Annotated in this window: 12 protein-coding genes; 5 read left to right on the top strand and 7 right to left on the bottom strand. The window is 67.3% G+C overall.

Annotated elements, in window-relative coordinates; genetic code table 11:
* Position 1: 1 nt before the first annotated feature.
* Positions 2 to 1030: a LacI family DNA-binding transcriptional regulator gene (locus QZ670_RS19820; RefSeq protein ID WP_294258958.1), complete on the bottom strand. Its 1029-nt coding sequence runs from the start codon at positions 1028 to 1030 to the stop codon at positions 2 to 4.
* A 269-nt stretch (positions 1031 to 1299) separates the two neighbouring features.
* Here QZ670_RS19820 and QZ670_RS19815 point away from each other — a divergent pair, with 269 nt between their 5' ends.
* The 4 genes from QZ670_RS19815 to QZ670_RS19800 all read left to right on the top strand — a co-directional run bounded on the left by QZ670_RS19815 (position 1300) and on the right by QZ670_RS19800 (position 9092).
* A complete protein-coding gene (locus QZ670_RS19815; RefSeq protein ID WP_294258956.1) occupies positions 1300 to 4113 on the top strand; it encodes a TonB-dependent receptor in 2814 nt (937 codons plus the stop codon).
* Positions 4114 to 4177: 64 nt separating this feature from the next.
* Positions 4178 to 5689 carry a tryptophan halogenase family protein gene (locus tag QZ670_RS19810; RefSeq protein WP_294258954.1) on the top strand — a complete coding sequence of 504 codons (1512 nt, stop codon included), beginning with the start codon at positions 4178 to 4180 and terminating at the stop codon, positions 5687 to 5689.
* On the top strand, positions 5686 to 7479 hold the full coding sequence (locus tag QZ670_RS19805) for an alpha-amylase family glycosyl hydrolase (protein WP_294258951.1): 1794 nt from the start codon (positions 5686 to 5688) through the stop codon (positions 7477 to 7479). The genes QZ670_RS19810 and QZ670_RS19805 overlap by 4 nt, the downstream gene beginning before the upstream one ends.
* Positions 7480 to 7484: 5 nt before the next feature.
* Complete coding sequence (locus tag QZ670_RS19800; protein ID WP_294258949.1) at positions 7485 to 9092, top strand: alpha-amylase family glycosyl hydrolase; 1608 nt, start codon at positions 7485 to 7487, stop codon at positions 9090 to 9092.
* Here QZ670_RS19800 and ybaL read toward each other — a convergent pair.
* The 3 genes from ybaL to QZ670_RS19785 all read right to left on the bottom strand — a co-directional run bounded on the left by ybaL (position 9068) and on the right by QZ670_RS19785 (position 13457).
* Positions 9068 to 10723, bottom strand: a complete 1656-nt coding sequence (gene ybaL, locus QZ670_RS19795; protein ID WP_294258947.1) for a YbaL family putative K(+) efflux transporter — start codon at positions 10721 to 10723, stop codon at positions 9068 to 9070. The genes QZ670_RS19800 and ybaL overlap by 25 nt on opposite strands.
* 250 nt (positions 10724 to 10973) lie before the next feature.
* Positions 10974 to 11372: a hypothetical protein gene (locus tag QZ670_RS19790; protein WP_294258945.1), complete on the bottom strand. Its 399-nt coding sequence runs from the start codon at positions 11370 to 11372 to the stop codon at positions 10974 to 10976.
* Positions 11373 to 11417: 45 nt separating this feature from the next.
* Positions 11418 to 13457, bottom strand: a complete 2040-nt coding sequence (locus QZ670_RS19785) for an amidohydrolase family protein (RefSeq protein ID WP_294258943.1) — start codon at positions 13455 to 13457, stop codon at positions 11418 to 11420.
* Positions 13458 to 13893: 436 nt separating this feature from the next.
* Here QZ670_RS19785 and QZ670_RS19780 point away from each other — a divergent pair, with 436 nt between their 5' ends.
* Positions 13894 to 17061, top strand: coding sequence for a TonB-dependent receptor (locus tag QZ670_RS19780; RefSeq protein WP_294258939.1), 3168 nt, complete (start codon positions 13894 to 13896; stop codon positions 17059 to 17061).
* Positions 17062 to 17116: 55 nt separating this feature from the next.
* Here QZ670_RS19780 and QZ670_RS19775 read toward each other — a convergent pair whose 3' ends face one another.
* The 3 genes from QZ670_RS19775 to kduD form a co-directional block, all read right to left on the bottom strand.
* Positions 17117 to 18154: a LacI family DNA-binding transcriptional regulator gene (locus QZ670_RS19775; protein WP_294258936.1), complete on the bottom strand. Its 1038-nt coding sequence runs from the start codon at positions 18152 to 18154 to the stop codon at positions 17117 to 17119.
* Positions 18155 to 18315: 161 nt separating this feature from the next.
* Positions 18316 to 19320, bottom strand: a complete 1005-nt coding sequence (locus QZ670_RS19770; RefSeq protein ID WP_294258933.1) for a sugar kinase — start codon at positions 19318 to 19320, stop codon at positions 18316 to 18318.
* Entirely contained in the window at positions 19317 to 20087 is a 771-nt protein-coding gene (gene kduD / locus QZ670_RS19765; protein ID WP_294258929.1) for a 2-dehydro-3-deoxy-D-gluconate 5-dehydrogenase KduD, read from the bottom strand. The genes QZ670_RS19770 and kduD overlap by 4 nt, the downstream gene beginning before the upstream one ends.
* Positions 20088 to 20197 lie beyond the last annotated feature (110 nt).

The raw sequence follows: 20197 nt of genomic DNA, 5'->3' as shown, positions 1-20197 counted from the left end.
CTCACGCCCCGCACGACTTGCGCACGATCAGCTTGGTCGGAAGCAGCGCCGGGCCCACCGGCTTCTCGCGGATCCGCCCGATCAGCGTCTCCACCAGCGTGCGGCCGGCAAGCCGGGCGTCCTGCATCACCGTGGTAAGCGGCGGACTGGCCGAGCTGGCCGCGGGAATATCGTCGAAACCGATCACCGAAACATCCTCTGGAATGCGCTTGCCCGCGGCCTGCAGCGCCCGCATCGCGCCGATCGCGATCAGGTCGCTCGCCGCGAGGATCGCGTCGAAATCCGCGCCGCCGTCGAGCAGCGCTTGTGCCGCGGCCGCCCCGGATTCCTCCGTGGTGATCGCGTCGATCTGGAGCGCAGGGTCGGCCGACAGCCCCGCCCCCGCCAGCGCTTCGGCATGGCCGCGATAGCGCTCGTGAAACTCGGGATAATGGCTCGACGCCGTACCCAAAAATGAAATGCGCTTGCGACCCAAGCCCAGCAGGTGCCGCGTCGCCTCCGCCCCGCCGCCGCGATTGTCACAGCCGATGGTCAGCCCGGCGCCCTCCGCCAATACGGATCCCCAGCGCACGAAATGGGTGCCGGCGTCCTGCAGTGCCTTGAGCCGCGCGCGGTACAGCTCGAAATCGCCATAGCCGAGCAGGATCAGTCCGTCGGCCTTGCGCGCATCCTCGTAATCGGTGTGCCAGTCGCTGGATAGCTGCTGGAAGCTGATCAGCAGGTCATGGTTATGCTCCGCACAAGCACGGATGATCGAACCCAGCATCGAATGAAAGAAAGGATTGATCAGTGAATCGTCCGAGGTCGGATCCTCGAAGAAAAGCAGCGCCAGCGTCTGCGAGTGGCGCGTACGGAGATTGGAGGCAGCCTTGTCGACGCGGTAGTTCAACTGCTTGGCGATCGACTCGATACGCAACCGCGTCGCCGGATTGACGCCGGCCTCGCCGCGTAGCGCGCGCGAAACCGTTGGCTGCGAGACGCCCGCCAGCTGCGCGATATCGAACGATGTAGGCTTGCGCTGCATGCCCATCCTGCTTCCTCCCGGCGTACGGCCGTGGTCGCCGCATCGCATATTATGCATGGGCGCAGCATGGCGGTGCCGTCAATCGGCAGACTGGTGCCGAAAGGCCATAGCCGGCCCGGATCGGGCCTGAATACGTATGTGAGCGGCTGGCCTCCATACCCCCTTTTGCAAGATTGAATGCCGCACTGCGCAGAACCGGCGCATCCCGCATGGGGCGGGCATTCATCCGGCCACCCAAGAGCCGGGGGTAGAGACAAAGATTGGGGAGAGACACCTTGCTCAGCACGTTCCGCGGCCGTCGTGCCGCCCGCATCGGCCTCGGCGCCAGCGCCGCCGCGATCGCCTTCTGCTTCACCACCGTTGCCTTCGCGCAGGACAGCGGCACCCCCGCCGCCGATGCGCAGGACAATGGCCCGGGCGAGATCGTCGTCACCGGCTTCCGCGCCGCGCTCGCCAGCTCGGCGAACATCAAGCGCAACAACACGATGATCGTGGACTCGGTCTCGTCCGAGGACATCGGCAAGCTGCCCGACGTCTCGATCGCGGACTCGCTGGCGCGTATCCCGGGCGTCACCGCGCAGCGCCTCGAGGGCCGCGACCAGCGCCTGTCGATCCGCGGCCTCGGCCCCGACTTCTCCACCACGCTGCTCAACGGCCGCGAACAGGTGACCGTCGGCGACAATCGCGGCGTCGAGTTCGACCAATACCCGTCGGAATTCTTCAAGAACGTCAACGTCTACAAGTCGGCCGACGCCTCGCTGATCGCCGCCGGCATCGCCGGTACGGTCGACCTGCGCATGCTGCGCCCGCTCGCCCAGTCGCAGCGCACCTTCGTGGTGGCCGCGCGCGGCCAGATGAACGAGCAGAAGAAGCTCAACCCCGACGGCACCCGCTACGGCTATCGCGCCTCGGCGACCTATGTCGACAAGTTCGCCAACGACACGCTCGGCATCGCGATCGGCCTCTCCGCGCAGAACACGCCCACCCAGATCGAACGCTACGCCGCCTGGGGCTTCCCGGCCGAATCCAACGCCGGCAACAACCTCTTCCTCGGCGGCGCCAAGCCCTATGTGCAGTCCAACCTGCTCAAGCGCTATGGCGGCGTCGCGACGGTGGAATGGCAGCCGAGCGAGAATTTCCACTCGACCTTCGATGCGCTCTATTCGCACTTCGAGGAAACCCAGCGCCTGCGCGGCATCGAATTCCCGATCGCGCCTGCCTATGGTTCGAACGCGACGATCCAGCCGGGCTACACCGTCCAGAACGGTCTGGTCACCGCCGCGACGATTTCCAGCGTCGTCGCCGTACAGCGCAACGATTACAACCAGCGCAAGGCCGAGAACATCTCGCTGGGCTGGAACAACGACTTCAAGCTGAGCGACAGCATCCACTTCGTCGTCGACGCCAGCTGGAGCCACGCCACCCGCACCGACTTCCTGCTCGAGACCTATTCGGGCACCGGCTACAACCAGTCCGGCGCCAAGGACACGATCAAGATCAACCAGAATGCGAACGGCACCTACAGCATCGTGCCGACGCTGGACTATACCAACACGGGCGTGATCAGCCTCACCGATCCGCGTGGCTGGGGGTATAATGGCACCCAGTCGGTGGTGCAGGCCGGCTTCCTCAACCGCCCGGATTTCGAGGACGACCTCAAGTCGCTGCGCGCCAGCTTCAACGGCGAGTTCAGCGGCAGCATCGTCAAGAGCTGGGAAGTCGGCGGCAATTTCAGCCGTCGCGAGAAGCAGAGCCGCTACACCTCCTACTTCCTCTGCCCGCCGGGTGCCGGCACCGGCTGCACGATCGCCAGCGGCACGCCGACCAGCTTCGCGGTGCCGTCGGACGCGGTACTTGGGCAGCAGGTGGCGCTCGCCTATCTCGGCGTGCCGAAGATGCTGACCTATGATCCGCTCAAGGTCTACGGCCTGCTGCGGCCGGTGTTCGACAATCGCCCCGGCTCGCTGGTGCGCGACAACACGGTGACCGAGAAGGTCTATACCGGCTATGCCAAGCTGACGATCGACGGCACCGTGGGCGGCAAGTCGCTCAAGGGCACGCTCGGCCTGCAGGTGGTGCATACCGACCAGGGCTCGTCGGGTGCGATCGCGGCGCTGCAGGGCGGCGTCGTCACCGTGGCGCCGGTGGCGGACAACACCAAATACACCAACTTCCTGCCCTCGGCGACGTTCAGCCTCGAACTCGTCCCCACCTTCTACGTAAAGATGGGTGCCGCGCAGACCATGGTGCGCCCGCGCCTCGACCAGGAGCGGATCACCCAGGCGGTCAACGTCGACCTGTCCAAGCTCGGCCTGGGCAGCCTGCCGCAGAACAGCCCGTTCAGCTCGGACGGCGGCAATTTCCGCCTGCGCCCCTACCAGTCGACCAACATCGACATCTCGCTGGAGAAGTATCTGCGCGGCGGCGGCTATCTCTCGGTAGCCGGCTTCTACAAGCACCTCACCGACTTCGTCGATCCGAACAACAGCACGCTCTATGACTTCTCGGCCCTGATCTCGGCACTGCCGCCTGCGGCGCAGGCGATCGTGCGCGCGCAGAATTCGCAGTTCGGCCTGGTGAAGACCCCGGACAATACCGGCCGCGGCGACATCATCGGCGTGGAGGCCACCGCGTCGGTGCCGTTCAGCATGTTCGCACAGGCGCTCGACGGGTTCGGCGTCTTCGCCAGCGGCTCCTATGTCGACAGCCGCGTGGTCTATGGCAGCAACCCGAACACGCCGGTCACCCTGCCCGGCCAGTCCAAGTGGATCGCCACCGGTACCGCCTATTACGAGAAGAACGGCTTCCAGGCGCGCGCCACCTATCGCTGGCGCGACAGCTTCCTGGCGGAGCTGGCGGGCCTCTCGGCCAATCCGGAGTTCCGCACCGGCAAGTCCGAAGGCGTGCTGGATGCGCAGATCGGCTATGAGTTCCAGACCGGTCCGCTGAAGGGTCTGGCGATCCTGGCGCAGGTCAAGAACCTCACCGACGCGCCGTTCATCACCACCGAGGCGGGCGATACTCGCCTGGTGCGCGAATATCAGCGCTACGGTCGCGATTATTATCTCGGCATCACGTACAAGTTCTGATGGTCGGCGGCCCGGTTTCCTGCGGGAGACCGGGCCGTTCCATCGGCACCGGAGGGGGAGCGCCATGGCAGTCGCAGCACCATATCGCATCGTCGTCGCCGGCGGCGGCACGGCCGGATGGATGGCCGCGGCGGCGCTGTCCCGCTTCCTCGGTGACGGCTTCACGATCACGCTGGTCGAATCCGAAGCGATCGGCACGGTGGGCGTGGGCGAGGCGACCATCCCGCAAATCCGGATGTTCAACGCCGGCCTCGGCGTCGACGAGGACGCCTTCGTCGCCGCCACCCAGGCAACCTACAAGCTTGCGATCGAGTTCGTCGGCTGGACCAACGGCGGGCGCTACATGCACGCTTTCGGCGATGTCGGCCGCGACAATGGCCTGCTCGCCTTCCGCCACACCTGGCTGCGCGGGCTGGCCGAGGGCGTAGCCGAGCCGCTCGCGGCCTATGCGCTCAACAATGTCGCGGCGCTTAGCAACCGGATGCAGCGGGGCCCTGCACGCACCGCGCGGGTGCTGCCCGAGATGCCGTACGCCTTTCATTTCGACGCGGGCCTCTATGCCCGTTTCCTGCGCGACTATGCCGAGGCGCGCGGCGTCGTGCGGCACGAGGGGCGTATCCTTGATGTGGCCCGCGATGGCGAGACAGGGAACCTCCAGTCGATCCATCTAGACGGCGACCGTCGGATCGACGGCGACCTGTTCCTCGATTGCACCGGCTTCCATGCCCGGCTGATCGGCGCGGCGATGGGCGTCGGCTATCACGACTGGTCGCACTGGCTGCCCTGCGACCGCGCGCTCGCCGTGCCCAGCGCCCGCGCCCGCGACTTCACCCCCTATACCCGCGCCACCGCGCATGATGCCGGCTGGCAGTGGCGGATCCCGCTCCAGCACCGCACCGGAAACGGTATCGTCTATGCGAGCGGACACCTTTCGGACGACGAGGCTGCGGCGCGGCTGCTCGCCGGGCTGGACGAACCCGCGCTCGGCGATCCGCGCCCGCTCCGCTTCCACGCCGGACGCCGCGCGTATGCCTGGGCGGGCAATGTCATCGCGCTGGGCCTGTCCAGCGGTTTCCTCGAGCCGCTGGAATCGACCAGCATCCACATGATCCAGTCCGCTGTGGAGCGCGTGCTCAAGCTGCTGCCCGGCCGCCGAGACCTCCCGCCGCTGCGCGACAGCTACAATCGCCAGGCCGCGCACGAAAGCGAGCGCATTCGCGACTTCCTGATCCTTCATTACTGGGCGAACGACCGGGACCAGCCCTTTTGGCGCGAATGCCGCGAAGCGCCCCTGCCCGACGAGCTTGCCGAGAAGATCGCGCTGTGGCGCGAGACCGGCGAGATCGTTCGCGAGGACGGCGATCTGTTCAGCGACGTCGCCTGGCTGCAAGTGCTTGTCGGCCAAGGCATCACCGCCCGGGGACACCATCCCCTCGCCGATCAGCCGCCGCGTGCGCAGATCGCCGAATATCTCGACCTGCTCGCCAAGCTGAACGCGCGCGAAGTCGCGCAGATGCCCTCCCATAGCGACTTCGTCCACGCGCACGGCGCCGCGGACGCGGAGATTGCCGCATGATCCGTTCGACTGCCCTTGCCCTGCTCGCCGCCGCGCTCGCCGCGACGCCGGCCATGGCACAAAGCTTTCGCGACCGATTGCCCGAGGACGAAGTGCTCTACTTCCTCCTCCCCGATCGCTTCGACAATGGCGACACCGCCAATGATCGCGGCGGGCTGGCCGGCGATCGGCTTGTCACCGGTTTCGACCCCGCATCCAAGGGGTTCTACCATGGCGGCGACCTCAAGGGCGTGCTGAACCGGCTCGACTATATCCAGGCGCTGGGCGCCACCGCAATCTGGGTCGGGCCGATCTTCAAGAACAAGCCCGTGCAGGGGCCGAAGGAGCAGGAATCGGCCGGCTATCACGGCTATTGGATTACCGATTTCGCCCAGGTCGATCCGCATTTCGGCACCAATGCCGAGTTCAAGGCGCTGGTGGATGCGGCGCACCGGCGCGGCATCAAGGTCTATATGGATATCGTGGTGAACCACACCGCGGACGTGATCCAGTTCCGGGAGTGCGGCGACTGCAGCTACCGCAGCCGCGCGGACTATCCATACAGCCGTAAAGGGGGCGTCGCCGGCCAAGCCATCAACCCCGGCTTCGCCGGCGACGACGACCACCGCGCCGCCAATTTCGCCAAGCTCACCCGGCCCGACTATGCCTATACGCCGGTTGTCCCCGAGGCGGAGCGGAACGTGAAGGTGCCCGCCTGGCTCAACGACCCGATCTACTATCACAATCGCGGCAACTCGACCTTTGCCGGTGAGAGCTCGACCATGGGCGATTTCGTCGGTCTCGACGACCTGATGACCGAGCATCCGCGCGTCGTCGCGGGCATGATCGACATCTTCGGCGGCTGGATCGATCGCTTCGGCGTGGACGGCTTCCGCATCGACACCGCGCGCCATGTGAACCCCGAGTTCTGGCAGGCCTTCGTTCCGGCGATGCTCGCCCGCGCCAAGGCCAAGGGCATCCCGAACTTCCACATCTTCGGCGAGGTCGCCGATCCCGAGGTGGCAGCACTCGCCCAGCATACCCGCGTCGACAAGTTCCCGGCGGTACTCGACTTCGCCTTCAACCAGGCGGTGATCGACGTTGCCGGGGGCAAGGGCACCGATCGCCTCGCCAAGGTCTTCGCGGCGGACGTGCTGTACGAAGGCGGCGAGAAGACCGCGCACCGCCTGCCCACCTTCGTCAGCAACCATGATGCGGGCCGCGCCGCCACCTTCATCAGGCAGGCCAATCCGAAGATCGGTCAGGCCGAACTGCTCCAGCGCGTCCAGCTCGCCCAGGCGATGCTGCTGCTGCTCCGCGGCGTGCCGACCATCTATTCGGGCGACGAGCAGGGCTTCGTCAGCGACGGCAACGATCAGGATGCCCGCGAGGACATGTTCGGGAGCAAGGTGGCGAGCTACAACGACAACAAGCTGCTCGGCACCGATGCGACCACCGCCACGCCCAGCTTCAATCCCGCCCATCCCCTGTTCCGCGAAATCGCCACGCTCGCCCGGCTGCGGACCAGCCACCCGGCGCTCACCCGCGGCCGGCAGGTCACCCGCTTCGCCAGCGACAAGCCCGGTCTGTTCGCCGTCTCGCGCTTCGATCCGACTACCGGCGCGGAGACCGTGATCGCCTTCAACACCGGCCCCGAGCCCTGGACGGGCAACGTCCAAGTCGAAACCGGCTCCACCGCTTTCCGCACCCTGGCAGGCGCCTGCCCCGCCAACGCCGCTGCCCCCGGCAGCCTCACCCTTTCCCTTCCCGCGTTCGGCTATGCCGTTTGCGCGGCCGGAGCCTCCAAGTGAACCTGATGCCGATGCACGCCCTCTCCACCGAAACCCGGCCCTGGTGGCGCGGCGCGGTGATCTACCAGATCTACCCGCGCAGCTTCGCGGACTCGAACGGCGACGGCGTCGGCGACCTGCCCGGCATCACGGCGCGGCTCGATCATGTCGCGGCGCTGGGCGCGGACGCGGTGTGGATTTCGCCCTTCTTCACGTCACCGATGCGGGACTTCGGCTATGACATCGCCGATTTCTGCGACGTCGATCCCGTGTTCGGCTCGCTGGCGGATTTCGACGCGCTTGTCGCCCGCTCCCATGAACTCGGCCTCAAGGTGCTGATCGACCAGGTCTATTCGCACAGCTCGGACCAGCATCCGTGGTTCCAGGAGAGCCGCACCAGCCGCACCAACCCAAAGGCCGACTGGTATGTCTGGGCCGATGCCAAGCCCGACGGCAGCCCGCCCAACAACTGGCAGTCGGTGTTCGGCGGCCCGGCCTGGACCTGGGACGCACGGCGCGGCCAGTACTATCTCCATAATTTCCTGCGCGAGCAGCCCGACCTCAATTTCCACAATCCCGAGGTGCAGGCCGCTACCCTCGCCACCGCCAAGTTCTGGCTCGATCGCGGCGTCGACGGCTTTCGGCTCGATGCGATCAACTTCACGATGCACGATCCGGAGCTGCGCGATAATCCGCCGGCGCCGGACACGGGGCTGCCACGCACCCGCCCCTTCGACTTCCAGCAGCATGTCTACAACCAGAGCCATGCGGACATCCCGCTGCTGCTCGAGAAGCTGCGCACGCTGGCCGACCGGTATCCGGGGCGCTTTACCGTCGCCGAAGTCGGCGGGCCGGCACCTGAGGCGGAGATGCACCTGTTCACTGCGGGCGAGACCCGCCTGAACAGCGCCTATGGCTTTAACTTCCTCTACGCCGATCGGCTCACACCCGCACTTGTCCGCGACGCGGTGGCCGAATGGCCCGAGGCGCCGGGCGTCGGCTGGCCGAGCTGGGCGTTCGAGAACCACGATGCTCCCCGCGCCATCTCGCGCTGGGTCGCGCCCGAGTACCGTGCCGCCTTCGCCGCGCTCAAGATGCTGCTGCTGCTCTCCCTGCGCGGCAATGCGATCCTCTATTACGGCGAGGAACTGGGGCTCACCCAGGTCGAGATCGGCTTCGAGGACCTGCAGGATCCCGAGGCGATCGCCAACTGGCCGCTCACCCTCAGCCGCGACGGCGCCCGCACGCCGATGCCATGGGTTGCGGACGCACCCAATGCCGGCTTCTCGGTTGCCCGGCCGTGGCTGCCGCTCGGCCCGGACCATCTCGGCCGCGCAGTGGACGTGCAGGAGGCCGACCCCGCCTCGCTGCTCCGCCTCACCCGCCGGCTAATCGACCTGCGCAAGCAGCACCCGGCGCTGGTCGAAGGCGCGATGGCAGTCCTCCATGCCGACGAAGCGCTGCTGGTCTTCGCCCGCACCATCGACGATGCGCACCTCGTCTGCGCGTTCAACCTTTCGGCGGCGCCTGTCGACCTGCCGCCCACCCTGGTGGAGGGACTGGCGGTGGTGGAGGCGCTGAACGGCGCAACGCTCCACCGCCTGCCGGCCTATGCGGGGCTGATCGCCGGCTGATCGGATCCCGCGGGCATGCCGCGGGCGAGCTCGATCATCCGGTTGGCGGTCTCGCGCTCGCCCATCACCACCTCGTCGGCGCCCAGGCCTTCGAGGTGGGCGACCTCGTCGGTCGAATGGGCGCGCACCACCACCGGCACGCCCGGCGCCAGCTGGCGGGCATGCTGGAGGATCGCCCCGCCCTCAAACCCGGCGGGGATCGCGATCAGCAGCTTGCTCGCCTGACCGATCTGCGCGGCGACCAGCGTCCGCACGTCGACGGCGTTGCCCGCCACCACGGTGATGCCCGCCTTACGCGCCTGCTCGGCCATGTCGTTCTGGTCCTCGATCAGCGCGAAGGCCTTGCCATGCTGCTGGAGATCCTCCGCGATCATCTTGCCCACCCGGCCATAGCCGATCAGGATCACATGCCCCTTGGGCAGATCCACCGGGGCAACCGCCTCGCGCGCCGCTTCCGCCGCCTCGTACCGCTTGGCAACCCAGGCGAACAGGAATGGGTTGAGGAAGATCGAGAACATCGCCGCCGCGAGGATCACGTCGCGCGCCGCCGCCGGCATCAGGCCCAGGTCGGTACCGAGGCCCGCCAGGATGAACGAGAATTCGCCGATCTGCGCGAGGCTGACCGCGACGGTGAGCCCGGTCTGGTTGGAATAGCCGAACAGCCGGACGATCCCATAGGCCGCGAGCGACTTGCCGACGAGGATGATCGCCACCGCCGCGAGCAGCACCAGCGGCTGCTCGACCAGCACCGACGGATTGAACAGCATCCCCACCGAGACGAAGAACAACACCGCGAAGGCGTCGCGCAGCGGCAGCGTCTCCTCGGTCGCGCGCCGGCTGAGCGAGGTCTCGCCCAGGATCATGCCCGCGAAGAACGCGCCCAGCGCGAACGACACGTCGAACGCCAGCGCCGCGCCGAACGCGACACCCAGCGCAATGGCCAGCACCGCCAGCCGGAACAGCTCCTGCGAGCCGGTGCCGACCACCCATTGCAGCGTCCATGGGATCACCCGGCGACCGATCAGCAGCATCACTGCGACGAAGCCGGCGACCTTGAGGAAGGTGGAGAGCAAGGGCTGGAGCAGCGACCCGCCGCCCTCGCCGCCCATCACCTCGCCCAGCACCGGCAGCAGCACCAGCGCCACGACCATCGCGAGGTCCTCGACGATCAGCCAGCCGACCGCGATCCGTCCGCGCTCGGTCTGGACGATGTCATGCCCCTGCAGCGCGCGCAGCAGCACGACGGTGCTCGCCACCGACAGCGCCAGGCCGAAGACGATGCCCGCCTGCAGTCCCCATCCGGCGACATGTGCGAGGCCGATGCCCATCGCGGTCGCCGCGGCGATCTGGACCACCGCGCCGGGCACCGCGATCCGGCGCACCGACATCAGGTCGCGTAGCGAGAAGTGCAGGCCGACGCCGAACATCAGCAGGATCACGCCGATCTCGGCAAGCTCGTTGGCGAGCCCCGAATTGGCGACGAAGCCGGGCGTGAACGGCCCCACCGCGACGCCGGCGAGCAGATAGCCGGCAATCGGCGAGACTTTGATCCGGTGCGCGATCGCGCCGAAGAGGAAGGCGACGACGAGCCCGGCGACGATGGTGGCGATCAGGGGCGCATGATGCGGCATCGATCCTCCTTGAAATGGATTACTGGTTCGACACCGGTCGCGCCTGAAGGCGACCGGTGTCGATGCAGGTCAGGCCTGGGCCACGCCGATCGCGGCTGCCAATAGCGCCGCGGTGCCGGCGATGCCGGACCAGACGGCGATGGCGAACCATTTCGGGGGCCGCTTGCCTCTTCTTGTACGCATAAGGTCCTCCTCTACCGCCGCAGCGGCGGCGAAGACGAAGTTCAGGCGTTGGGGCGCGTGTGGCGCCTTAGCAGCGAAGCGCCGGTGGCGACCGTGCGCCGCGCGCACCGCAGCGCACCGGCCGAAGCAGCTTGGCCGGCCTGCAGGCGTAGAGCAGTACGAAGAGAAGGAGGATCGACGCGAGCGCCGGTACGAGGGCGAGCAAAGCTCCGCCGCCGCCAGCGCCATCGTGCCGCACGCCACGGACGCTCTGCCACACACCTGCGGTCTGATCGCTGCGCTTGGCGGCAATCGCCACGCTGGTCGTCGCGGGGTTGAACGCCGGCCCATGCACCAGCGTGTCGGGCGGGCCAATCGGTGCCACCGCGCCGAACAGCAGCGCCAGCACGAACGTCCACACCGCCGTCGGCAGCGCAAAGCGCCGGCGGACGCCCCGATCAGGCAAGAAGGTGGAGGAACGGCCCATCACGCGATCAACGCAGGGATCGCGCGATGGTGCCGTAACGAAATGTTACTTGGGCATGCCCGTCAGCCCGCTCGCCTTGCGCAGCGCGTCGCCGTCGAGGCGGTAGCCGTCGAGGAACACGGTCTGGACATGGCGGAGATTGCCGATGTCCTTGGAGACATCGCCTTGGACGAGGATGATGTCCGCGGTCTTGCCCGGCGCGATCGCGCCGACGCGATCGTCCATCCCGACCATCCGCGCGGGCACGATGGTCGCGGTCTGCAGCGCCTCGACATTGGTCAGGCCGGCTTGCTGGTACAGCTCCAGCTCGCGCACCAGTTCAAGGCCATAGCCGTCGGTGCCTGCAACGATCGGCACGCCCGCCTGGTGCAGGCGTCCGACCACTTCGACCATCTTGCCGAAGCTCTTGCGGAAATCGGCACGGGTCAGGCCGCCGAACAGCGGATAGCCGCCGATCTTCCAGCCACGCGCGACCGAGGGCGGCGCAACGTCGACATAGGCGGCATATTCGGGCGGCACCGCGCTGCCGTCCGACGTCATCAGCGGTTCCCATACGGTCAGCGTCGGGTCGATGATCGTCTTGCGCTTGGCGAGCTCGGCATAGAAGGCGCGCAGCTCGGGGGAGTCGAGGTTGAGGTCCTTGCCGTACTGCGCCGGCCCCTCCAGCCGCGCCGCAGTATTCGCCTTGTCGACCACGTCCTGCGGCATCGCCTGCATCAGGATGAAGTTGATATGGGTGACCTCGTCGTAGCCCGCGCGCACCGCATCAAGCGGACGCATATGCGCCGGCACATGGCCGTGGACGTGCAGCCCGAGCTTGTGCGCCTCGGCCGCCGCGGGCGCGATCCAGGCCGGGTCCATCGAGGTGTAGAACTTCACCCCCCACATGCCAGCGGCCTTGATCTTGTCCACCGCCGCCACGGCTTCCGCCGCCGAGGAGACGGTGAGCGCGCCCTGCGCCGCCAGCGGATCCTTCTTGTCGATGATCACCGACACCTTGCCATCGGGCGCGAGCAGATCGCCCGCCGCGCGGCGTTTGAAGATGCTCTGCGCATCCTCGATCGAGGAGCCGGGGCTGCGATAATTGGTCATGCCGGTGGCGACGTTCTGCAGCAGGTTCCAGTCGTCGCCGACATGCTGGTGCGAGTCCCACAGGCCGGGGAGCAGCGTGCGCCCCTTGCCGTCGAGCACCGTCGCCCCCGCAGGCGCCGCGATGCTGCCGGCCGGACCGACCTTGGCCACCTTGCCGTCCATGATCAGCACGGCCTGGTCGGGCACATAGCGGCCGCCCACCGAGTCGAACAGCAGCACATGGTCGATCAGCGTCGGCGTGCGGTTAGCGGGCACGAGGAAGCGGTGCGCCACCCCGCGCACCATCTCCGCCGCTTCCTTGTCCTGGATCTCCTTCAGCTTCGGGCCGGCGGCCTCATAGCCCTCGGGGAGCAGCGACATGCCCCCGGCCATGCCGAAGAACCGGTTCTGCGCATCGAGCCACACCGGCGAAGGCGAAAAGCCGGTGCCGGTGACATAGGCGAGCTTCACCGTCTTCTTGCCGGCCGGTCCGTCGATCTCCACCGCCTTGCCGATGGAGATGCCGGCATGGCCGCTCGGCAGCAGGTCGATCCCCGCCGAGCCGGCGGCGACCAGCGCGTCGACATCGTTCTCGAACGCCAGCCAGGGGCCGCCATAGCTGCTGTAGCGCGCCTTGCCGAACGGCTTCTCGCCGGCATCGACCGCCGTCTTCCAACGGGCGACACCACCTGCATCGACGGTGAAGGTCTCCGTCGCGTCGCCACTGTCGGTGAAGCCGCGTACGGCGAGGTCGATTGGCCGCTGGTCGGGGCCGAGCTTCACCACCTCGTCTGTCTCGGTGATCCAGCCGCGCAGCGACATCGACATGCGATAGGCGATCCGCCCGTCGGCCAGGGTCCACGACCAGACGTCGCCATGCTTCCCCGCGGTGGAGGTGATGGTGAAGTGCCGCGCGCCCGCAGGCGGCGTCATCAGGTCCGCCTTCTGCGTCTGCGCGGCGGCAGGCAGGATGGCGGCGGTGGCGAGCAGAAGCCCGAGGCGAAGTGCGTGCATGCTTTGGTCCCTCCCAGCGGATCCATGGTCTGGCACGCCGTCGCGCGCGACACAATTGTTCAGCGCCCCCATAGGTGTTGCTGCAAAACCTCGCATGGTGCCAAACCGCATGGCCTGACCAACGGACCATTGACGGCCAGACCAAAGCATGGAAGATAACGCTAACATGACGCTGACAGCATAAGTCGGCGCACACCGCGGGAAGAGGATGGATGAGCCGATCAACGCATTGCATGCCGAGCGAATCGATCGCGAGGGCGGGCGTTGCAGGCGGCGCCGATCCACCCTGACCCGGCACCTTTGAACCAACAGCGCGAACGAACCTCTTCCCTGCGGGCACTGCGTGCGTCCGCCGTCGGAGCATCTCGTCCGCGAACAGCGAAATGATGAAGACAAGGACCGGCCGCGCGCCGGGCCACTTCGAGGGGACCTGAACATGACCAACCTTTCCCGCAGCTTCCGCCCTGCCCGTACCGCCCTGCTGTGCGCCACCATCCTCAGCGCCACCTGCGCCTCCACCGCCTGGGCGCAGAGCACGCCTCCCGCCGGCGAGACCGCGCCGGATGCGCCCTCCGTCTCGCCCCAGTCGGGCGAAGCGCCGATCGCGCAGGGCAGCGAGCAGGAAATCGTCGTCACCGGCTATCGCTCGTCGCTGGCCAAGGCGGTCAATGCCAAGCGCGATTCCACCGGCTTCACGGACTCGATCTTCGCCGAAGACATCGGCAAGTTCCCGGACACCAACATCGCGGAATCGTTCAACCGCATCCCCGGCATCACCATCGCGCGCGATGTGACCGGCGAAGGCGTCAACGTCGCGATCCGCGGCCTCGGCTCGAACTTCACCAACGTCACCCTGAACGGCGCGCCGATCGCCGTCGCCTCCTCCGGCGCCACCGATGCGCAGGGCACCGATCGCTCGGTCGACCTCAGCTTCTTCCCGACCGATCTGTTCACCAAGCTGACCGTGAACAAGAGCTACACCGCCGACCTGCTGGAGGGCGGCGCGGCGGGCAATGTGGACCTGCGCTCGGCACGTCCGTTCGACCGTGCGGACTCGTTCATCGCCTATAACATCCAGGGTTCGAACCAGGAGCCGGCGAAGCAGATCGGCGGCCGCGGCTCGCTGATCGGCAGCTGGCACAACGACACGATCGGCATCCTCGCCGGTGTTTCGGCGCAGCGGCTGTACACCCGCACCAAGGGCTTCGAGACGATCGGCTATACCAATCCGGCGCTGACCACGCCGCCGGCGAATGCCACCGCCGCGCAGATCGCGGCGGCGCAGTGCCGTACCGGCAGCTGCAACACCACCGGCGGCGGCAACTGGACGATCCCGTCGGTCGTACCGGCAGGCGCGGGTGCAGGCCTGGTGGCTGGCACCGCGATCAACCAGGACTTCCTGCTCGCCAACAACCCCGGCGCGACGCTCCAGCAGATCGACAACGGCCTGATCCCGCGCCTGGGCCGCATCGCCGACATCCGCGGCCCGCGTGATCGCATCAACGCGATCCTCAGCGCCGAATACCGTCCGTCGGACACGCTGCATTTCTACATCGACGGCCTGTACGGCTATAAGCACAACGAGCTGATCCGCGAGGACATGGCGTGGGTGGGCCGCAACGGCGCCTCTATCCCGCTGAACCTGAAGTTCGACAAGTCGGATTGCAGCGCCGGCTGCACCGTCACGAGCGGCACCTTCGCCAACACCCAGTTCTTCGACGAATTCCGCCCCTATTACGAGACGACGGAGCTGTGGAGCGTCAATCCGGGCGCGGAATGGGAGATCAACGACAAGCTGAAGGCGACGCTGCAGGGCAATTATGCCCGTTCGACCTTCCACCGCGAGAGCCCGACCGTCGGCGGCATGACCCCGCTCGGCCAGGGCGGCACCGTCACCTATACGAACAATGGCGGCATCCCGGACATCAAGAGCAGTATCGACCTCAACAATCCGGCCAATTTCGGCTGGTACACCGGTGCGCGCCTCAACATGCAGGACGAGCGCCGGCTCAACAAGAACAAGGGTATCCGCGGCGACCTGACCTGGGGCGATCGCGCGCTGAACCTGAAGGTCGGCGGCGCGTATGACGATGTCTCGCGCCGGATCCGCGGCTATGACAATAGCGGCGCCTGGCAGAATGCGGCGTGCGGCAACAACCCGAGCGTCAACCTGCCGAGCCCGAACGGTCAGCCGCCCTGTGCGGGTCTCAACCAGCCGGGCGCGGCACCGGCGGGCTATCCGAACTATCCGGGCTATGGCACCGGCTACACCGCCGGTCAGAGCGGACCGGTCACCTATGCCGGTTCGCTGATCCCGAATGCGGCGTTCCCGAGCTATCTGAAGCCCGGCCCTGCCGGCTTCGTGACGGTCGACTGGGACGCGTTCCGCAAGGCCAGCAACTATGACTTCTTCCATGACAACACGCCGGAAAGCGGCGGATCGAACACCGGCGCCAGCGGCGGCCTGATCCGCGAAGTCGTCAAGTCGGCCTTCGCCACGCTGAACGGCGAGCAGGAAGTCGGCGGCAACACGCTGCGCTTCAATCTCGGCCTGCGCTACGTCAACACGATCCAGACGATCGAAGGCCGCGTATCGGTTGCCGATCCGCGCAACACCACCGCCGGCGGCACCCAGATTCCGGACGGCAGCCGCTATCCCAACCTGGTCACCATCGTGTCGACCCGCAACAATTACACCAACTGGCTGCCCGCCGCGACCGTCGCCTATGACGTGAGCTCGCACGCCGTTGTCCGCCTCGCCGCCTCGAAGACGATGACGCGCCCCGATCCCTCGGCGCAGCTGCCCGGCGTGAGCTTCGGCGCGCCTTCGGCCGACCAGGCGACGATCGGCAACCCCGCGCTTGAACCGTACATCTCCACCAACATCGATCTTGGCTTCGAATACTATACCGGCCGCGACGGCGTGATCAGCTTCAACGCCTTCCGCAAGTCGATCAACGGCTTCACCCAGAACAAAAATCTCGACGTTCCGTTCTCCGCGCTGGCCCAGTACGGCATCACCTACGACACCTTGAACCCGACGCAACGGATCGCGCTGGATTCGCGCGGCGGACCGACCGCGGCGCGCGTGCTGGTTACCAGCCAGGTCAATGTGCCGAACAAGCTGAAGATCAACGGCCTGGAATTCCAGTGGGTCCAGCCGCTCGACTTCCTTACCGAGAAGCTCGGTTTCCGCGGCTTCGGCTTCAACGCCAACGCCACGATCGTCGATCAGACCAGCGATGGTGCGGCACGCGCGTTCGGCGTAGCACCGTTCACCTACAACATCACCGGCTACTACGAGCGCAATGGCGTGATGCTGCGCGTGTCGACCACCTCGCGCGAGGGGTCGCAGAGCAGCGGCGATACGCAGAACGGCATCCCGGCAGCGGCGCTGTTCAACGCCGACTACACCACCTGGGACTTCTCCTCGGCCTTCGATCTCGACAAGATCCTCGGCGTGAAGAAGGCGCCGCAGCTGACGATCAACGTGTCGAACTTCACCAACGCGACGCTGCGTTCCTACTTCCAGTTCCCGAACGCGACGTTCACCCAGTACAAGCCCGGCCGCCAGTTCCTGGTCGGCCTGCGCGGCAGCTTCTGACGCGCGATGCGGGGCGGCGGCTTGCCGTCGCCCCGCTTTCACTACCTTAAGCGCGTCAGGCGGTGCCCGGCCGCGGCGGGGCTACCGAGGCGCGGTGGATCAGCGTCGAGGGGAACAGCGACGGCTCCTCCACCCCCTGCTCGTCGCCGAAGAAATCGGCCAGCAGCTTGAGCGCGGCCGATCGGCCCATCGACACGATCGGCCAGTGCACGGTGGTCAACGGCGGCCACATATGAGCCGCTATCGCCGTGTCGTCGAAACCGATGATCGACAGATCCTCGGGCACGCTCATTCCCCGACGTCTCGCGGCATGGAGCGTCGCGGCCGCCATTTCGTCGTTACAGGAGAAGATCGCGGTGGGACGCGGCGACAGGTCCAGCAACCGGTCGGCGGCGGCCAGCCCGCTCTCGAACGTGTAGGTGCCTTCGGCAATCATGCTGCGCGGCAGCTTGATGCCGGCCTCGTTCAAGGCCTGCTCGAAGCCCTTGCGGCGTTCGCGCGCGGATCGGAAACCGTGCGGGCCCGCGATCAGCCCGATCCGGCGATGGCCGAGCGCAACCAGATGCTGCACCGCCTCCACCACCACGTCGCAGTCGTTCGAGGCGACCATGTGCTCGGGCGCATCCAGCGTCGTCGACCCCATGCGGACATAGCGGGTGCCGAGGCTCTGGCAGAGCTCCGCCAGCATGTCGTTCTCGGAAACGGGGGGCAGGATCAGCACGCCGTACAGCCGCTGCCGCTCGAGAAAGGCGCGCACGTCCGACAGCATGGTGGACGAACCGCGATCGATCGGGCGGACGATCAGCTCGAACTCGGTGTCGCGAATGGCCTCCAGGATGCCCGCCTGGACGTTCATTACCATCTGCGCGTTGGGATTGTCGTGGATCAGGCCGAGCAGGAAATTGTGCCGCAAGGCCAAGGCGCGCGCCTGGACATTGGGGATGTAGCCGAGATCGGCGATCACCGCCTCCACCTTGGCGCGGGTATCCTGGTTCAGAAGCGGCGAACGATTGATGACCCGGCTGACGGTCTTTTTCGACACCCCGGCGATGCGGGCGACGTCGTTGATGGTGGGCTTGCCCGTCTTCTCCATGCCGCCATGCTATACGGCGGCGGCACCGATGGCGATAGCGAACGACGTGCCCGACACCGGTGGACAGGTGCCTTCAACTGCCCAAATCGACACAGGAAGCGGGTCCTGCGCGCGGTGCCGTGCAGGTGCGAAACCACCCGCACACACCGCGCGCCATGCGGTTACCGCCGAACGTCCAGCCCGCCCTCGGCGAAAGCGGCGAGATCGGCGCGGGTGAACAGGCTCGCGTCGCCCGGCAGCGAGTGCTTGAGCGCAGTCAACGCCAGCCCGGCCTCGGCCATCGCGCGGGCGTCGCCACCCTCCAGCAGCCCGTGGAGCACGCCCGCCGCGAAGGCGTCGCCGCCGCCGATGCGGTCGACGATGCCGCTGACGCGCAGTTCCTCGGTCTGGTGCCCGCCGTCGCGGGTGTCGACGCGGGCGGCGATGCGGTGGCTGTCGACATCGTCGACGTGCCGCGCGGTCGAGGCGATCAGCTGGAGCTTGGGGAAGGCTGCGAACGCCGCCTCGGACGCTTCGCGGCGGCGATCGGCGCCGTCGCCCGGGAAATGCTCGCCGAGCAGCAACGAGATGTCGCGGTGGTTGCCGAACAGCACATCGGCATGGCGGATCAGCTGGGTGAGCACGCCGCGCGGATCGCTGTCCCAGGCTTCCCACAGCTTGGCGCGGTAGTTGCCGTCGAACGACACGGCGATGCCGCGCGCGCTCGCTGCCTCGGCCGCGGCGATGGCGGCGGCGGCGGTGTTCGGCCCCAGGGCCGGGGTGATGCCCGAGAGGTGCAGCCGGGTCGCGCCGTCGAGCAGCGCGTCCCAGTCCCAGCTTTCCGCAGGCCGCGTCGCAAACACCGAGTTGGCGCGGTCATAGACGATCTCGGAGGCGCGCAGCCCCGCACCGGGGGTCAGGAAATACAGCCCCATCCGACCCGGCTCGGCGAGCACGCGCCGGGTATCCACGCCGCGCCGGCGCAACTCGCCCACCGCCGCCGCGCCGAGCGGATTGTCCGCCACCGCGCTGATCATCGCCACATCGTGGCCCAGGCAAGCCAGGCCGGTCGCGACATTCGCCTCGGCCCCCGCGACCGCCACGTCGAGCTTGGGCGTCTGCAGCAGCAACTCGCGGCCCGGCGGCGAGAGCCGCAGCATCATTTCCCCGAAGAATGCGAACGTCATCGTGCCAGCCAGCCTCCGTCAACGGCGAGAATATGCCCTTGCACATAATCCGAAGCGCGCGATGCAAGGAAGATCGCAGCGCCCCCCAGATCCTCCGGATCGCCCCAGCGCCCCGCTGGGATGCGCTCGAGGATCTGGCGATTGCGGGTCTCGTCGGCCTGCAGCGCCGAGGTGTTGTTGGTGGCGATATAGCCCGGGGCGATCGCATTGACGTTCACGCCCTTCCCCGCCCACTCGTTGGCCAGCAGCTTGGTCAGCCCCGCAATGCCCGATTTGGACGCGGTGTAGCTCGGCACGCGGATGCCGCCCTGGAAGCTGAGCATCGAGGCGATGTTGATGATGCGGCCCCGCTCGCCCGTCTCGCCATAGCGGCGGACCATGAACTTGCCCGCCGCCTGGCAGAGAAAGAACACCGATTTGAGGTTGGTATCGACCACCGCGTCCCAGTCCGCCTCGGTGAAATCGAGACTGTCGGCGCGGCGGATGATCCCCGCGTTGTTGACCAGGATGTCGACTTTCCCCAGCTTATCCACAGCTTCGTCCACAACCCTGTTCACAGGTTCGATTGTGGACAGGTCGGCGGAAATGATCTCGGCGCGGCGGCCGAGGGCGCGTGCCTTGCGCACGGTTTCCTCGGCCGGAGTGCGGCCGACGGCGGCGATATCCGCCCCCGCGGCGGCGAGCGCCAGCGCGATGCCCTGGCCGATGCCGGTGTTGGCGCCAGTGATGACGGCCACCTGGCCGGTAAGGTCGAAGGGGTTGGTCATCTTGGGATCCCTCTCCCTCTCCACTCGCGCTCCCCTCCCGCTTGCGGGAGGGGTCGGGAGAGGGCCTGAATGTAGAAGCGAGACGCTATCCTCCCCTCCCCCAGCCCCTC

This window comes from uncultured Sphingomonas sp., from assembly GCF_913774285.1.
In the GTDB taxonomy this organism is placed as follows: domain Bacteria; phylum Pseudomonadota; class Alphaproteobacteria; order Sphingomonadales; family Sphingomonadaceae; genus Sphingomonas.
The sequence above is the reverse complement of the archived record's forward strand: the minus strand, read 5'-3'. Positions and strand labels throughout refer to the sequence as shown.

Excerpts from the sequence above, each read along its gene's own strand:
- QZ670_RS19820 (WP_294258958.1), bottom strand. The coding sequence starts at position 1,030 with ATGGGCATGCAGCGCAAGCCTACATCGTTCGATATCGCGCAGCTGGCG.
- QZ670_RS19810 (WP_294258954.1), top strand. The coding sequence starts at position 4,178 with ATGGCAGTCGCAGCACCATATCGCATCGTCGTCGCCGGCGGCGGCACG.
- QZ670_RS19805 (WP_294258951.1), top strand. The coding sequence starts at position 5,686 with ATGATCCGTTCGACTGCCCTTGCCCTGCTCGCCGCCGCGCTCGCCGCG.
- QZ670_RS19800 (WP_294258949.1), top strand. The coding sequence starts at position 7,485 with ATGCCGATGCACGCCCTCTCCACCGAAACCCGGCCCTGGTGGCGCGGC.
- ybaL (WP_294258947.1), bottom strand. The coding sequence starts at position 10,723 with ATGCCGCATCATGCGCCCCTGATCGCCACCATCGTCGCCGGGCTCGTC.
- QZ670_RS19790 (WP_294258945.1), bottom strand. The coding sequence starts at position 11,372 with ATGGGCCGTTCCTCCACCTTCTTGCCTGATCGGGGCGTCCGCCGGCGC.
- QZ670_RS19785 (WP_294258943.1), bottom strand. The coding sequence starts at position 13,457 with ATGCACGCACTTCGCCTCGGGCTTCTGCTCGCCACCGCCGCCATCCTG.
- QZ670_RS19780 (WP_294258939.1), top strand. The coding sequence starts at position 13,894 with ATGACCAACCTTTCCCGCAGCTTCCGCCCTGCCCGTACCGCCCTGCTG.
- QZ670_RS19775 (WP_294258936.1), bottom strand. The coding sequence starts at position 18,154 with ATGGAGAAGACGGGCAAGCCCACCATCAACGACGTCGCCCGCATCGCC.
- QZ670_RS19770 (WP_294258933.1), bottom strand. The coding sequence starts at position 19,320 with ATGACGTTCGCATTCTTCGGGGAAATGATGCTGCGGCTCTCGCCGCCG.
- kduD (WP_294258929.1), bottom strand. The coding sequence starts at position 20,087 with ATGACCAACCCCTTCGACCTTACCGGCCAGGTGGCCGTCATCACTGGC.